The 15,785-nt window shown below is 60.2% G+C and carries 15 protein-coding genes; 14 read left to right on the top strand and 1 reads right to left on the bottom strand.

Features of this window, described 5'->3' with window-relative positions; translation table 11 throughout:
- Positions 1–44: 44 nt before the first annotated feature.
- The 14 genes from QD356_RS16495 to thiO all read left to right on the top strand — a co-directional run bounded on the left by QD356_RS16495 (position 45) and on the right by thiO (position 15,374).
- Positions 45–545 carry a GspH/FimT family protein gene (locus QD356_RS16495; protein ID WP_192839470.1) on the top strand — a complete coding sequence of 167 codons (501 nt, stop codon included), beginning with the start codon at positions 45–47 and terminating at the stop codon, positions 543–545.
- Positions 542–1,108 carry a type IV pilus modification protein PilV gene (pilV, locus tag QD356_RS16490; RefSeq protein ID WP_192839448.1) on the top strand — a complete coding sequence of 189 codons (567 nt, stop codon included), beginning with the start codon at positions 542–544 and terminating at the stop codon, positions 1,106–1,108. Before QD356_RS16495 ends, pilV begins: the two co-directional genes overlap by 4 nt.
- Complete coding sequence (locus QD356_RS16485) at positions 1,105–2,094, top strand: prepilin-type N-terminal cleavage/methylation domain-containing protein (protein ID WP_192839447.1); 990 nt, start codon at positions 1,105–1,107, stop codon at positions 2,092–2,094. Before pilV ends, QD356_RS16485 begins: the two co-directional genes overlap by 4 nt.
- A complete protein-coding gene (locus QD356_RS16480; RefSeq protein WP_192839446.1) occupies positions 2,094–2,672 on the top strand; it encodes a hypothetical protein in 579 nt (192 codons plus the stop codon). Before QD356_RS16485 ends, QD356_RS16480 begins: the two co-directional genes overlap by 1 nt.
- 13 nt (positions 2,673–2,685) lie before the next feature.
- Positions 2,686–6,306 carry a PilC/PilY family type IV pilus protein gene (locus QD356_RS16475; RefSeq protein WP_192839445.1) on the top strand — a complete coding sequence of 1,207 codons (3,621 nt, stop codon included), beginning with the start codon at positions 2,686–2,688 and terminating at the stop codon, positions 6,304–6,306.
- A 10-nt stretch (positions 6,307–6,316) separates the two neighbouring features.
- The gene (locus tag QD356_RS16470; RefSeq protein WP_043335952.1) at positions 6,317–6,655 is read left to right on the top strand and encodes a hypothetical protein; all 339 of its coding nucleotides are present in this window, start codon (positions 6,317–6,319) and stop codon (positions 6,653–6,655) included.
- On the top strand, positions 6,655–7,140 hold the full coding sequence (locus QD356_RS16465; protein WP_192839444.1) for a type IV pilin protein: 486 nt from the start codon (positions 6,655–6,657) through the stop codon (positions 7,138–7,140). Before QD356_RS16470 ends, QD356_RS16465 begins: the two co-directional genes overlap by 1 nt.
- 244 nt (positions 7,141–7,384) lie before the next feature.
- The gene (locus tag QD356_RS16460; protein WP_107335855.1) at positions 7,385–7,930 is read left to right on the top strand and encodes a GspH/FimT family pseudopilin; all 546 of its coding nucleotides are present in this window, start codon (positions 7,385–7,387) and stop codon (positions 7,928–7,930) included.
- Positions 7,931–7,937: 7 nt separating this feature from the next.
- Positions 7,938–8,420: a hypothetical protein gene (locus tag QD356_RS16455; RefSeq protein ID WP_192839443.1), complete on the top strand. Its 483-nt coding sequence runs from the start codon at positions 7,938–7,940 to the stop codon at positions 8,418–8,420.
- Positions 8,420–9,421 carry a hypothetical protein gene (locus QD356_RS16450; protein ID WP_192839442.1) on the top strand — a complete coding sequence of 334 codons (1,002 nt, stop codon included), beginning with the start codon at positions 8,420–8,422 and terminating at the stop codon, positions 9,419–9,421. The genes QD356_RS16455 and QD356_RS16450 overlap by 1 nt, the downstream gene beginning before the upstream one ends.
- Positions 9,418–9,957: a hypothetical protein gene (locus QD356_RS16445; protein ID WP_192839441.1), complete on the top strand. Its 540-nt coding sequence runs from the start codon at positions 9,418–9,420 to the stop codon at positions 9,955–9,957. Before QD356_RS16450 ends, QD356_RS16445 begins: the two co-directional genes overlap by 4 nt.
- A 1,240-nt stretch (positions 9,958–11,197) precedes the next feature.
- Positions 11,198–13,372 (top strand): PilC/PilY family type IV pilus protein, encoded by a 2,175-nt coding sequence (locus QD356_RS16440; RefSeq protein WP_192839440.1) that lies wholly within the window; start codon positions 11,198–11,200, stop codon positions 13,370–13,372.
- A gap of 211 nt (positions 13,373–13,583) precedes the next feature.
- On the top strand, positions 13,584–14,039 hold the full coding sequence (locus tag QD356_RS16435; RefSeq protein WP_192839439.1) for a type IV pilin protein: 456 nt from the start codon (positions 13,584–13,586) through the stop codon (positions 14,037–14,039).
- 189 nt (positions 14,040–14,228) lie between these two features.
- On the top strand, positions 14,229–15,374 hold the full coding sequence (gene thiO / locus QD356_RS16430; RefSeq protein ID WP_192839438.1) for a glycine oxidase ThiO: 1,146 nt from the start codon (positions 14,229–14,231) through the stop codon (positions 15,372–15,374).
- Positions 15,375–15,423: 49 nt separating this feature from the next.
- Here thiO and QD356_RS16425 read toward each other — a convergent pair whose 3' ends face one another.
- Complete coding sequence (locus QD356_RS16425) at positions 15,424–15,687, bottom strand: PP0621 family protein (protein ID WP_043337174.1); 264 nt, start codon at positions 15,685–15,687, stop codon at positions 15,424–15,426.
- Between the last annotated feature and the right edge of the window lie 98 nt (positions 15,688–15,785).

Below are 15,785 nucleotides of genomic sequence, written 5' to 3'. Positions count from 1 at the left end.
CGGCATGGCCGGTCGACCCTCAGCGGCAAGGAGAAGTATCTCTCATGCGCCAATCCCGTGGTTTCACCCTGATCGAGCTGGTCGTGACAGTGGCGATCATTGCCATCATCGCGACCTGGGCGGTGCCGGCCTGGCAAGGCCTGGTGCAGCGCTCTCAGGTGGAGTCCGATGTGCGTGCCCTGACCCATGCGCTCGGCATGGCGCGCAGCACCGCTACCACGCGCGGTGTGGATGTGAGTGTCTGTCCCTATGCGCCGAGCGTCGCCACCCCCAACCCCACGACCTGCGACGATGACTGGGCGAATGGCTGGGTCGTCTATGTCGGGAATGCTTCCAACTTCACCCTCGACGACCGCCTGTGGATCCATCAGGACAGCAATGCGGTTGCCCAGTCGGGGGGCGCCGCCAGGATCACCTACAACGATCGCGGCACGCTGACTAGTGGCAACAGTACGCTGGTGTTCTGTGCGGCCTCCGATGCTACCTCTGTGGTAGTGGCGCCTTCAGGCCGTGTACGCCTTGAATCAGGAGGGGACTGCTCATGACAGCATCGTTGATGACCACATCCCTCAAGCAAGCCCTGCAGCCGCGAGCGCTGAGAAAGACATTGCTGTCTCGCCTGCAGCGGCGCTGTTCCGCTCGGCATTCACAGCGCGGCGTCGGCCTGATCGAGGCGCTGGTCGCGGTCATGCTGCTGGGGGTTTCCCTGCTGGGGCTGGGGTTGTTGCAAGTTCAGACGCTTCAACATCAGCGCGTCAGCTACAGCAATACCGTGGCACAACTGCTGTCGCTGGACATGGCTGAGCGTATCCGCGCCAACCTTGAGGCCATCGATCAATATGATGATGCCGATACCACCAATGCGCCGGCGGATGGATGCAGCTCGGACTGCGTGCCCGCAGAGCTGGCGGACCAGGACATCATTGATTGGCGTGACGCCATCATCGGCTCCACGCTGACCAGCGGCGTCGGCAGCGTGGACGTCGACGAGCGTGTTGTCGGCGGCGCCGGCATCGGCGTTCACGATGTCAGTGTACAGGTGCAGTGGAGTGACCCCATCAGCGGGGGAGTTGACCAGCAGACCTATCGTTTCGAGGTAGAGCCATGAATCGCTGTTCCCCTGCATCGGTCCGCCGACGCTTCGCCCCCGCCACCACCCGCCCTCATGGCATGAAACGCCAGGCGGGTGTGGGGCTTGTCGAGCTGATGATCAGCCTGGTGCTGGGGCTGTTGATCACGGCGATGGCCGTGCAGATGTTCTCGACCTCACGCAGCACCGTGAGCACCCAGGAGGCGCTTTCCTATCTGCAGGAATCGGCCCGTTACGTGTCCTTCCGGCTCCAGCCGCTGATGCGCAATGTGGGCTACGCAGGCTGTGCCAATAGCCGCGATATCACCAATGCCAGCTCGGTGGATGCCTCCCATGACCTCACGGCGCCTTTCGGTGGTCAGCAGCGTACCCAGCGGGGCCTCAGCTATTTCAATCTGACGTTCGTCGCTGCCAGCAAGGACGGCGATGAAACCACGCTGACCAGCAGCATGACGTCGCTGGGCGGCCCGCTGTCCGTACGCAACGGCAGCGAAGATGCCTTCGTGACCAACGAGTATGCGCTGGTCAGTGATTGCAGCAGCACCGATGTCTTCAGGGTGTCGGGCACCACCCAGGGCAATGTGGAAACCAATGACACCCTGTCACGTTCCTACGGCAGCTCTCAGTCTTCGAACGCCTATCTCTACCCGGTGCAGGCCTGGGAGCTGCGGCTGGATGACCAGGCTGACGATTCTTCGGTGCGTTCACTGTATATCGACCGTATCGATGCCGCTTTCGCACGCGAAGAACTGGCCTCCGGCGTACAGGGCTTCGATGTCAGCTTCAGTCTGGATACCACCGGCAATGGCAGTGTCGATCGCGTCAAGGTGCCGGCCGCCACGGTGCGCAGCGAAGGCCGTTGGGATGAGGTGCGCCGTATCGAGATCGCACTCACGCTCGAGAGCCTGCCGGGAGTGGTGCCGGGCGGGGATAACGATGGGCGTTTGACGCGAACCTTCAATCTCACGTTCACACCGCGCAATCTGCAACTGAGGGGCAGCTGATGAATACATCGTCTTCAACGTCCAGAGTCTGCGCGGTCACTCGGGGGCCAGCACGTCAGCAAGGCATCGCCTTGCTGATCGTGTTGATCATGCTGGTCGTGATCGGCCTGCTGGCCGTGACCGGGGTTGAGGACAGTCAGCTGCAGACACGCATGGCCGTCAACAGCCGCAACTTCGAGCAGTCCTATTACAACGCGGAAACCAGCCTGAGCATCGGCGAGCGCGCGCTTCAGGAAAGCCTGGAGGATGGCACCTGGAGCCTGAACAGCTTCGATGACTCGGCCGGCCTGATGCTGGCACTGCCCGAGGATGCACCGCCGATCAACCCGCTCTCGGAAGCGGATTGGCAAGCCAGCGGTATCCAGACGCTGGACAGTGATACCGGTGCGGTCATCGGGGCCTATGTGATCGAGTATCTGGGCAAGGTCGGCGAGCCGCCGCTGAATGCCAGCAACGAAGTGAATGCGGTGGGCACGCGCCTGGATGCCTTCCGTATCAACGCGATGGGCACGGGGGGCGGCAATGGTGCCTCCTGGACAGTAGTGCAAAGCGAGATGGAACTGGGCCCTTACTTCTGAGAGGAGCATGAATATGCGTTATCTGCTGAGTGGTGCCCTGTGCCTTGTCGCCTTGCCCTGTCTGGCGGCCCCCGGGGAAATCGCCCGCGCCCCGGTCACGGAAGCGACCGGGGTTCAGCCCAATATCCTGTTCATTCTGGATGATTCGGGCAGCATGGCCTGGGAGGACACTCTCAACAAGGGAGTGGAACACTGGGGGTATCAGCCGGCTTCCTCGCTGATGGGTTACACCGGGGTGTATTCCAATAGCAGGACCGGGATAGAGAACAACCACGATGCCGATGATCGTATCGTTTACTCTTCGGACCTTGGCGGGGCGGTCGGGGCCTGCATGGGCTTCAATGTCATGGCCTACAACCCAGCGCTGACCTACACCCCGTGGGCGGGGGCAGACCGACTGGGAATCGCCTATCAAAACATGAGCCTGTCGAATGTCCGTGAGGATCCTTACGAGCCCACCAGCTCGGCCAGGATGAAGGATGATGTCTACTACGTTCGCTGGGACGACAATGGCGACGGGGACTATGACTATGGTGAATGCGGCGTCTATAGCAACAATTCGGGGCGCTTGTATCTAGACGAAGATCATGTCGTTGAAGTGGAAGACCTGTCCGCGGCTCAGCAAGTCAACTTCGCCAACTGGTTTACCTACTATCGCGACCGTATGCTGGTTGCCAAATCCGCCATGGCCGGTGTGATCAACGCCAACGAGTCCCGGGTGGGGCTGCGCACCATCCAGGGCCGCAACAATCGCAACGTTGCGGACATGACGGATGTCGATGAGCGTGAAGACCTGCTGGAGGAGCTGTTTACCGCCTATCCCTCCGGTGGCACCCCTCTGCGTACCGCGCTCAAGAATGCCGGTGAGTATTACTCCAGCACTGGTCGCTCGGCTCCCATACTGAGTGCGGATGAGGGCGGCATGTGCCAGCAGAACTATTCCATCATGATGACCGATGGCTACTGGAATGGCTCCAGCCCCAGTGTCGGCAACGTCGACGGTGGCAGCGGCGACTTCATCAGTGCCAGTCACCGTGACAGCTATTCCAATACGCTTGGCGATGTCGCGATGAAATATTATCGCGAGGACCTGCGGACTGACTTGATCGACAGCGTGCCTACCATACCGGGAGTGGACGAAAACTCCGCTCAGCACATGGTGACCTACACCGTCGCTTTCGGTGTGGATGGCTCGCTGTCCGAGAACCCTGCTGACCTCGAGTCTGCCTTCACCTGGCCGCAGCCTTCCGCCAATGCCAATACCACCATCGATGATCTGCGTCATGCGGCCTGGAACGGGCGTGGTGAATATCTCAGCGCCGCCAATCCGCAGGCATTGATTGATGCGCTGAACAATATCGCGCAGTCCATCGCAGGGCGCGCGGCCAGCACCGGTAGCCTGGACATCAGCAGTGGTGGGCAGACCAGCGGCGCTTATGTGATTCAGACCATCTATGATCCCGCCGATTGGTCGGGCGATGTGGTTGCACGCAAGATCGGCACCAATGGCGCCTTGAGCGCCACCTCGGACTGGTCCGTCGCGGAGTGGTTGCGTGACGATGATAGCCGTAGCTCCAGCCGCAAGGTGATCACCTACAACCCGGGGATCTCCGAAGTGGATGAGAAGGCGTTCTTCTTCAATATCGAGGAGGCCGGATCACTGGAGGCCGAACAGGTACTGGACCTCGTGGGCTTCCTCGATGAGACCCTGCTGTCAGAAACGCTGTTGGCAACGCTGCGTAGAACCGTCCGGGATGATGACGACGACGACGACGACGACGACGACGAAGATGACGATGATGATGATGGCATTCTTGGCGGAGTCGGCTCAGTGGTCGGAGGCGTCACCAGTGGCGTGACTCAGCTGACGGGACGCGTCCTGGATACTACCGGTACCTTCCTGAAGCTGGATGGCGCTGACCTTGGTGTCAGAACGTCGGATCTCGAGAATCTGATCGGTTATCTCAAGGGTGACGATGCCTACGAAGGCACCTTGTTCCGCGAGCGTGACGACAACTATCTCGGGGATATCGTGCATGCCTCGCCGGCGATCGTCGGGCCGCCTTCGGCCAGCTATCGCAATGACATGGAAGTGTCTTCGTACCGCTCTTTCAAGACGCTGCATGAGGACCGCCAGAACATGATCTACATCGGTGCCAACGACGGCATGCTGCACGCCATCGACATGGAGACCGGTGAAGAGAAGTTCGCCTACATGCCGTATGCCGCCTTCAGCATCGAGAGCGGGCGCGGTATTCGCCAGCTCGCTGATCAGAACTATGTGCACCAGTACTATGTCGATGCCACTCCGGTCGCGCGTGACGTGCATGTCCAGTTGGGGGATGAGGATGCGCCCGGTTGGCACTCGGTCCTGCTGGGTGGGCTGGGCGCTGGCGGCAAGGCGGTCTACATGCTGGATATCACCGATCCTGAAGGCTTCGAATCATTGGGTGAATCCAACGGCACCTCGCCGGCCGAGATCGTGCAGTGGGAATTCACGCACGAGGACCTCGGCTATACCTTCAGCGATATTCAGGTAGCGCGTCTGGATGACGGCAAGTGGTATGCCATCTTCGGCAATGGCTACAACGCCGACAGCGATGGACGTGCCAAGTTGTTCATCGTGGACCTGGAAGACCCCGACAACTATGCGCTGCTGGATTCTCAACAGGGCAGTAATGCCGGTGGGTCGTGCACCTCTGGCAGCAGTGACTGCAATGGCATGTCGAGCCCTGAGCTAGCCGACGTCGATGCCGATGGCATCACCGACTGGGTCTATGCCGGCGATCTGCATGGCAATGTCTGGGTGTTCGACATGCGCGAGTTCTCGCTGAGCAACATCGGCAGCAGCGAAATGTCGCGTCTGTTCCAGTCATGTGCCGTTGCCTTGAACAGCACGTCATCGACCTGTCCGGCAGCTTCCCGACAGCCCATCACATCGCGGGTAGCCGTGGCACGCAGCGGTGTCTTCAACAGCACCGTCGATACGCCGTACCTGAATGTGTACTGGGGCACCGGGCAATTGCTGACGCTGCAGGATGCGGTCGATACCTCGACGCAATCCTTCTACAGCGTGCTGCATACCGGTTCTTCGACTCGCCGTCATCATGGCCAGCTGGAAAAGCAAAGCTTTTCCAATATCAGCGGCGTGAGTGACGCGCGGACGGTCACGGGGGTAGGCGTCGATTATTCCAATCAGAACAACAATGGTATGCAGTATGGCTGGTACCTGGAGCTACCGGACTCCGGCGAGCGTCTGGTGACCATCCCGGCTGTCCGTGGTGATCTGATTGTCTTCAATACCACCATCCCGGGCTCCAATGGCCCCTGTACTGGCGGTGCCAGTGGTTGGCTGAATGCGCTCAGCTTGCGCAACGGCCTGCAGCCGGTACGCAGTTACAACAATGTGCAGCAGGTCTTTGATTACAACGCTGATGGCGAGGTCAACGCGAGCGACAACGTCAACAATCAGGTCGTACTCTCGATCAAGACAGAAGGCGAGCCCACCTCACCGAAATTCCTGGGTGATACCCAGTATGTCGGTCAGGGTGGCACCAATCAGGTGGTCGAAATGGCCATGGACTTCGGGATCGATGGGCTGGAAGGCCGTAGTGCCTGGTATCAGCTGCGCTAGGAGAGAGACCATGAAGACATCACGACTCAAGCTGACTGGTAGTGGACTGATGCTGGCGGCGGGCTTGCTCTTCACGAGCTGGGGCTCCCAGGCCCTGGCGGAAGATGCCCCGATTCCGCTGGTCATGGAGCAGAGCGTCACCGGCGTCATCGACGAGCGAGAGGGGGATCAGCTGCTCGTCGACGACATGGGGTTCGTGCTTCAGCCGGATAGCCGGATACTCAATCGCAATGGGCGCGAGCTGAAGGCCTTCCACCTCACGCCGGGGCAGGAGGTCGAGGTACGCTTCGACCCACGTGGTGAGCCGAAGCAGGTCATCGACATCACGCTGCTGCGTCGGGGGCGCTGATGATTAGACGAACAGTGGGTTCTCGGGCACAAGGCGGCTTCGGTCTGCTGGAACTCATGATTGCCGTGGCCATCATCGGCATTCTGGCGGCGATCGCCTATCCCAGCTATCAGGATCAGGTGGAGCGTTCACGTCGCACCGACGCCACCACCGCCTTGCTGGCACTGGCCCAGACCCAGGAGCGCATCATGGCAACCTGCGGTGAATACGCGACGGCCAGCGTGACAGCGGCGACCAGCTGTGGAGATGCGCTTGGAGGCGGTGGCGGTGGTATCGGGCTGGGACAGGCAGATGCCGTCAGCGAGGAAGGCTTCTACAACCTGGCCGTCGCAGGCGATGCAGACAGCTATACCCTGACTGCCACTGCTACCGGCAGTCAGGCCAATGATGAGGACTGCGCCACCTTTACGCTCACGGAGTTGGGAGTGAAGGGAGCGGCAGTCCTTGAGGACTCGGAAGACACCGATAGCAGTGATTGTTGGTAGTCACTGACAGCCGACATTGCATGGCAAGCACCTGAAGCCTCGATCTACGATGATCGGGGCTTTTTTTGTTTGGTAGGCGAGGCCCAGTCGAGAAATATGGAATAACGGTGATTATGGGGAGTTTTCGGAATGATGGGTAATCTTGTGTAACATAATGATTCCATCTGTGGTTCATAGACGTTAAATTGCCCAATTTCACGCCCTGCAGGGTGCTTTGGCCTGCGTGGCTTTCAGGGGTAAGACGATGCAGCTTTTTCCTGCACTTCGGCATGGATGTCAGCAGGGCCGCCAGCAAGGCTTCACGTTGATTGAGCTGATGATCACGCTGGCCATTCTCGTGATCACGATCACGATTGCCGTCCCCGCCTGGCAGGGGGTGGTCGCGCGCAACGCCGTCACCGGCACGGCCGAGACGCTCGTGACTTCCATCAACTATGCGCGTAGCGAGGCGGTGGCCAGCGGCAACGACATCACGCTCTGCCCTCTGAATGCGCAGGGTGACGCCTGCATGAATTCCACCAGCTGGAGCAATGGCTGGGCGGTGGTGCAGGGCAGTCAGGCCGAGGCACGGGCGTCGCTGGGCGATGACCTGTTGCGCGTGTTTGATGCCGCCATCACCGTGCAGGCGGGTGTTGCCGGCGTGACTTTCGATGATCAGGGCGCGACCTCTGATTCCACCTGGTTGTTGATCTGTGATCAGTCGGGCGGGCAGGGCCATCGCCAGCTTGAATTGACTCCCATCGGACGAGTAGTGACGGAGACTTATGGCAGCGATGACCAGAGTTGCTGAGCTTGGCATGCCCCGCGCAAGCGGTGGCCAGCAAGGTACCAGCCTGCTGGAGGCGTTGATCGCTCTGCTGTTGATGGGGCTGACATTGCTGGGGTTCGGGCTCATGCAGATGGAAAGTCTGCAGGCCAACAACGAGAGTTACGCGCGTACCGAAGCCCGTATTCTCCTGGTCAGCATGGCAGAGCGCATTCAGGCCAATCCCGATGGCGTGGATGACTACGATGGGCTTTCCACTGCGGGGGCAGGAAATCCGGGCGGTTGTCCCTGCAGTGTTGCCGAGCTAGCGGCCCGTGATGTGGCGGTGTGGGCGGACAGGCTTGAGGACAGCAGTCTGAACGCGCCGGTCGGGTCCATCGCCAGCAGCGGCAGTGACCTTCTCACTCTGACCCTCGGCTGGAGCGGTGCCGCGCAGCTCGGGCAGAACGAAGACAGCATGGACGCCGATGCTCAGGCATTGAGCGAGACCCTACAGATACGAGTGGTGCCCTGATGTCGTCGAAAGCCTCCCTCCCGCTGCGAGCCTTCGCGTCGCGCTCGCCTCGGGCGCCGCGCTCGATTCCCTCACGGCGTGCCCAGCAGGGTGTCGGCCTGGTCGAATTGATGCTGGCGCTGGTGCTGGGACTGTTCATTTCCGCCATGGCGCTGGAATACTTTCTGGCCTCGCGCTCGACCCTCAACACCACGTCTGCCGTGTCTTACCTGCAGGAGTCTGCGCGCCATGTCACACGCCGCCTGCAGCCATTGGTGCGCAATGCCGGCTTTTCCGGCTGTGCGTCGGTGAGCAGTGTCAGCGATGGTACCGGCAGCCATGCGCTGTCCGATTCTCCTCTGACGGCCGAGTCCGACACGGTGGCGGGGATCACCTACGACCGTCTGGCCTTGCAGGTACCGGCGCTGGGAGCGCAGCGCGGTTGGCAGCTCGGGGCGAGCGTCGCCCAGGGCGATACCTCGCTGACCCTGGAGGACTACGCCTCCGGCACGCTGGAGACGGATAGCGTCGTGCTGATCAGCGACTGTGAGAGCGGCGACATTGCACGCCTCTCGGGCGATGGCAACAACTCGCTCGATCTGTCGAGCGCCGTCGAGCACGGCTATGGCGGCACCATACAGACCCAGGCATATGTCTATCCGCTGCAGCGTTGGTACCTGTTGCTGTCACAGGCCGATGACGACTCCCCCGTTCGGCTCTGCCTGAACGGCGAGGATGTCGCTGGCGATCCGGCAGCAGGCTGTGGCGAAGAAGTGGCACGATACGTCGAAGCGCTGGACCTGACCTTCGATACGGCCTCCGGCAGCGGTAGCGCGAGTCGCTTTGCCGTGGAGCGCAGCGTGGCGGAAGTGGAAGCCGCGAACGACTGGAGCAGCGTCAGACGGATCCACATCAGCCTGACCCTCAAGACGCCCCCGACGATCAATGTCGAGGGAGAGGGGGACGGTGAGTTGCAACGCACCTTCGATATCACCCTGAGCCCGAGGAATATCGGCCTATGAACCAGGCAAGTTCTCCCAGGCCGCCACGCCAGCAAGGCATGGCATTGCTGGTCGTGCTGATCATGCTGATCGTGGTGGGCGTGATGGCGGTAACAGGCAATGAAGATACCCAGTTGCAGACCCGGATGTTGATGAATACCCAGTTCTACGACAACGCCTACGCGGAGGCCGAGAGCCTTCAGCAACAGGCTGAGAGTCGTCTGCTCGAGGGGGAGCTGACCCTGGATGATTTCGATGGGGACGGCTTCTACGACGTGACGGCGGGGGAGGAGCTGGGCTTCGATCCTCTGCAGGCAGACGCCTGGGAGGGAGAGGGGGTCTTGAGTGGTGATGCGGCTGACAACGGCAACTACGTCATCGAGTATCTCGGAGAGACGACGGAAGGCGTTCTGAATGACGATAATCTGAGCAGCAGTCAGTTGTTGAATGCCTTCCGCATCACGGCCGCCGGTTGGAGTCTTGAGAGCGCAGGTGACCCCGACAGCAGGAAGCGTGCACTGGCAGTGGTGCAAAGCGAAATCATGATGGCCGATTGAAGGGAATCTATCGATGAAATCGAAGCACTCACCCCGCCGCAGCGGCTTGCGTCGTATTCACCTGCCGGTCTTGCTGTCAGGCGGACTGCTGGTCTCCTTGCCTGTGCTGGCAGACAGCGACACGCTACTTCAGTTGCCCACCACCCAGAGTGTCGGTGTTACCCCCAACGTCCTGCTGGTGCTGGATGATTCGGGCTCGATGTCCTTTGAAGACACTTTTGAGGGTGGGGAGTCGGAGCAGTCTTACGATCTGGTTTACAACGATTGCTGGACCAAAGGTAACCGTACGATTTGCGGGGATTATCAGCCATTGGACTTGGATAACAAGTTCTTTTGTGCAGAAGAAAATAAGCAGGCATACGACCCGAGTCAAACTTATCTTCCTTGGAAAAAAGGTGAATCTGAAGAACGTTATGATGATATGGATCCTACTGCTGCATGGATTGACTTCAGCAAAGGGGCTTCATGGGGTAATGTGGTTGATTTGACCGATCCTGAGCTTAATTTCCGTTACTATACTGGTAAGGGGTGCAAAAACAACACTAAGGTCAAGATATCTGGATCAACTCTTTCTAAGGAAGAGAAAGTCAATTATGCAAACTGGTTTACTTACTATCGTAATCGATTAAGTGTGGGTAAAGCCGCGAGTTTGGAGCTATTGGCTGGTACTGATTATCGTACTGGCTACTTGACTATTAACCCACGATCTAGTTCAGAAAAAGTTGTTGTTGATGATATCGTCGACAAAATAGTCGAGTTGGTGACTAATGTACTAGGTGTTGTGGTCGAGTTGGTTACTACCAGTGATAGCGGTAATAAGCATCTAGAAGAAGTCCAAGAAGCTATAGTGGATACGGAGATAAGTGACAACTCTAGTTATCGCGGCACGCCCTTGCGGGAAGCGCTCTACCATGCAGGTGAATACTATAAGGGGAATTACACAACCTTAGGTAGCTCTCCCATTCTCTCTCATGACGAGGGAGGGATGTGCCAACAGAATTTCACAGTATTGATTACAGATGGTTTTTGGAATTCAGGAAGTACAGCCTTATCATCTGAACTAGAAAACGTTATCGGTGATGCTAATAAAGATGGTAGGTCATGGTATGATCTAGTTTACTCTTGGTTTTCTTATAAGTATGTTGAGGCTGGTAGCACTACCTTGGCTGATGTGTCTTATTATTATGCTAATAATGATTTGCTTCCTGATCTTGGGAGTGGCACCTATGAAAAGCAAGTAATGACGACTTACACTGTCGCATTTGGGGTGGATTCAGACAGCGATGAATGGAGCGATAATAAGCGTGTTTTGGAGAGCAGCTCCAGCACCATCGATGACCTGGAGCAGGCGGCCATCGATGGCGGTGGCTCCTACTTCAATGCCTCCAGCCCGACGGACCTCGTCTCGGCCCTGGCGGCGATCGCCTCCGAGATCGTCGCGGTAGGCAACAGTGTCAGCGGCCTCTCCACCAACCTGACGACGGCCAGTGTCGAGACGGATAGCCAGCTGATCGAGAGCCGCTATTCCGCCTCGACCTGGACGGGGGATGTGGTGGCCTCGTCGGTACAGGAGGGCAGGGATGTCGAGGATGACGACCAGGTCTGGAGTGCTGCCACCCAGTTGAGTGAGGCATTGGAAGAGAAGGATGGTGTTGAGTCGCGTACGGTCTTCACCATGTCCGGCGGTAACGGAGTCGAGTTCACGACCGACAACGCGGGCCGTCTGAGCTCCAGTCAGCGCAATGATCTCGCGCGCATGGAGGTCGGTGGCAACTCCACCGATGACCATGTGGAGGCGGCGATCGAATGGTTGCGGGGCAGCGATGAATACGAAGGCGATGGCCTGCGCAATCGCACTGGCGTCCAGCTGGGCGACATCATCGGCTCGTCGCCTGTCGTCGTGACTCGTGACGACTTGACGACAGAGGGCAGTGTCTTCGTCGGGGCCAACGACGGCATGCTGCATGCCTTTGACCTCAAGACCGGCAACGAGCAGTTCGCTTACATTCCGGAGCTGCTCTACAGCGAAGAGGACGACGCAGGGCTGGGGTATCTGACGGACCCGGGTTATCAGCATCGCTACTATGTCGACGGTGAACTGCGTCTGGCCAGCCTGAATGGTGAGGAGTGGCTGGCATCCGGTCTCGCTGGCGGTGGGCGCGGCCTGTTCGCACTCAATGTCACCAAGGCCGTGGCAGGCGAAGACTTCGACGAAGATGATGTGGTGCGCTGGGAATTCGGTGCCAGTGACGATGATGATATGGGGCATGTCTACGGCAGCGCGCATATCGTCACCCTCAACAACGGCGACAGCGCGGTGCTGGTCGGCAACGGGCTGGAAACGGCCGATGAGAACGCCGCGCCGACGTTGTTCGCGCTGGAGCTTGATGGAGTCAATGCCGGCGGCGTGATCGCCAAGCTGTCCCCCAGCGGGGTGACCGGCGGATTGGCAAACCTGCAGGTCGCGGACCTCGACAGCAATGGCACCGTCGATTTCGCCTATGGCGGAGACCTGCAAGGGCGACTGTGGAAGTTCGACCTCAGTGACGACGACAGCAGCAAGTGGAGTGTCACGCGCCTGTTCACGGCCTGTGCTACCAGCCTGACCGGCGGGGAGTGCCAGACGGACGCGCTGCAGCCGATCACCGTCAAGCCGACACTCAGTCGCTACTCCGGCGAGACGCACACCATGACCTCGCCCAATCTGCTGGTGTCCTTCGGGACCGGCCAGGACATGTATGCCGACGCCGAAGATGAAGCCTGGGTCACGCAGAGCCTCTACACCGTGCTGGATACCGGCGGCAGTCATACCAGCCTGACGCGCAGTGACCTTGAGGCACGCAACTTCGTCAGCGGCAGCTACACCAACGGCGAGCTGACAGGCCGGACCCTTGGCGGCGACAGCTTTGCCTACTATCCCAGCCAGCTCGAGGATCAAGACACGGATCGCTTCGGCTGGTATCTGGATCTGGACGCCTCCGAGCAGGAAGAGCTGGTCGAGCCGGCCAATCTGCTCTCCAACCTGGTGGTCTTCTCCACCAGCACGTCCAGTACCGGAACCAACTTCTGTGAAAGTACCGGCGGTGGCTGGCTGGTCGCGCTGGACGCTGAGACAGGCCTGCCGACCTACGACGATAGCGAAGGCAGCTACGTGACCATCTTCGATTTCAATCAGGATGAGGCCTTCAGCGCTGATGACCTGGTCGGTACCCTCGTTGATGACACCGTCGCCGTCGGCAATGTCATCGTCAGCGTCAAGTTGAGCGGTACACCGACGTCCAGTGTCAGTGTCGGCGATACGGTCTACGTGGGCACCAGTTCGCTAGGCAGCGAGGAGGGTGGTGTCTCGTCCTATGATCTCAACGTGTCCAGCTCGACGGATACCGGCCGTGTCTCCTGGTATCAGCTGCGCTGAGCCCGCCTCGGACATGAGGCAAGGATGACACTCTGCGCCGCCACGCCTTCCCCGGGGTGGCGGCGCCTTGCCTTTCATCAGGGTTTACTTCCTTCAGGCAGGCTTGCTCGATGCCTTTTAGCCGAGGCTTTCGCCCGAGTCTTTCACTGAAGTCTTTCGCCCTGGTCTTTCACCCAAGCCCCTTCATTCACGTTCTTCAAGGAAGCACTTCATGGCCAGTCTTCTCTCTTCCCGTTCGCGCCTCTCTCGGCGCCGGTTCACCTCAGGCTTCACGCTGACGGAGATCATGATCGTGATCGTCATCGTCGGCATTCTCGCGGCGATCGCCTACCCGAGCTATCAGGACCAGGTGATCCGCTCGCGTCGTGCCGATGGGCAGGCGGCACTGATGTCATTGGCCCAGGCCCAGGAGCGCTACATGGCGCGTTGCGGTGGCTACGCGACCAGCATCGCCGGCGACAGTGATTGTGATGAGGAAGGACTGGGGCGTGCCACCGAGTCGCCGGAAGGCTATTACACCCTGAGCCTGGAGGATGGCGCCACGACCACGCGCTTCACGCTCATCGCGACCGCGGTGGCGCCTCAGAGCGCCGATGCCGACTGCCCCGCGCTGACCCTCACCAATACCGGTGTCCGAGATACAACCGGCGATGGCGATTGCTGGTAGCCGTGAAGCGCTCGGCTCTGCACGATGCTGGAGACTCTGTTCAATGCTGGAGGCTCTGCTCAATGCTGGAGGCTCTGCGCAATGCTGGAGGCTCTGCGCAATGCTGGATTGCACGCGGCTCGCTTGCACCGCCTTGCGGGCGGCGTATTCTTGATTCCTTTCCCGGGCTGATGGCAGGAGCGAACAGGCGTGAATGACTTTGTGGTGGTAGGCGGTGGCGTGATCGGCATGCTGACCGCGCTGGAGCTGGCGGATGGCGGTGCCGAGGTCACGCTGGTCGAGCGAGGCCAGTGTGGGCGTGAGGCGTCATGGGCGGGCGGCGGTATCGTCTCGCCGTTGTATCCGTGGCGTTATAGCGCGCCAATCTCGCGCCTGTCTGCCTGGTCGGAAGGCTTCTACCCCACGCTGGCCGAGCGCCTGATCGAGACCACCGGCATCGACCCCGAATATCGCCAGCAGGGCCTGCTGTACCTGAATGTCGAGGATGCCGAGCAGGCACTGGCCTGGTCCCGGGAATATGCCAAGCCGCTGACGCGCGTGGACGCCGACTTCGTCTATGACAAGGCTCCGGCGGTCGCGCCCGGCTGCGAGTCGGCGCTGTGGATGCCGACGCTTGGCAGCATCCGCAATCCGCGCCTTGGCAAGTCACTGCGTGCCGCGCTCGACGCTCACCCGCGCGTGCGCCTGCTGGAGAATGTCGCGGTGCAGGGCATTCTGCTGCAGGACGACACCGCCATCGGCGTACAGACCGCCAATTCGGTGCTGTCTGCCGGGCAGGTCGTGGTCTGCGGTGGTGCCTGGAGTCGAGAGATTCTGAGTGAGGCGGGGCTTGCGCTGCCGGTGCGGCCGGTACGCGGCCAGATGGTGCTGTTCAAGGCACCCAAGGGGCTGGTGGAGCGCGTGGTGCTCAAGAATGGTCGCTACGTGATACCGCGTGGCGATGGCCGCACCGTGGCTGGCTCGACGCTGGAGGAGGTCGGCTTCGACAAGGCGACCACCGCCGAGGCGCGTGAGTCACTGATCAAGAGCGCCTGCGAGATCATCCCTGCGCTGGCGGAGTGTGAGGTCGAGCACCACTGGGCGGGACTGCGCCCCGGTTCGCCGACCGGCACGCCGTTCATCGGCGCCGTGCCTGAACGCCGCCACCTGCACGTCAATGCCGGCCATTACCGCAATGGACTGGTACTGGCGCCGGCCTCGACCCGTCTGCTGGCGGATCAACTGCTTGGGCGCACGCCGATCATCGACCCCGCGCCTTACCAGCCCGAGACCCTGCTGGCCGAGATCGCCACGCTGGATGCGTCGTCAGATGCCGGTGAGATCCGTTGGGCCTGAGGGATTGGTAGCCGTCTTTCGCCATCGAGCATCTCGTCTCGGTGGCGAATCATTTGCGCGGTCCTTCGTCGAGGAAGTGCTGCTGGTGTTCCTGGCAGCAGAAGTGCAGCGCCTCATGGCGGATGGCGTCATTTTCCGGCAGATGCAGGTCGCAGTAGGCGCAGCGCACCATGTTCTGCGCCTCGCGTTCGGCGGGGCTGTCGTTGCCGTAGTCGTCCTGGCTCAGCTTCCATTGGCGATACATGCGGTAAAGGCGCAGGCCGGCCCAGAACAGGGCGACGAAAACCAGCAGACGAATGATCAACAGGCTCATTCCTATATGACTCCCAGATGAGGCGGCGCGCGTGGTTTTTGCCAGCGGCGCGACCTTGCGGGACAATGGCGGCCAACATGATGACAGGTGGGCCGGTG

This window comes from Cobetia sp. 2AS (assembly GCF_029846355.1).
GTDB lineage: Bacteria > Pseudomonadota > Gammaproteobacteria > Pseudomonadales > Halomonadaceae > Cobetia > Cobetia amphilecti.
Note: the sequence above shows the minus strand (reverse complement) of the source record. Positions and strands in the feature narration are given on the sequence as shown.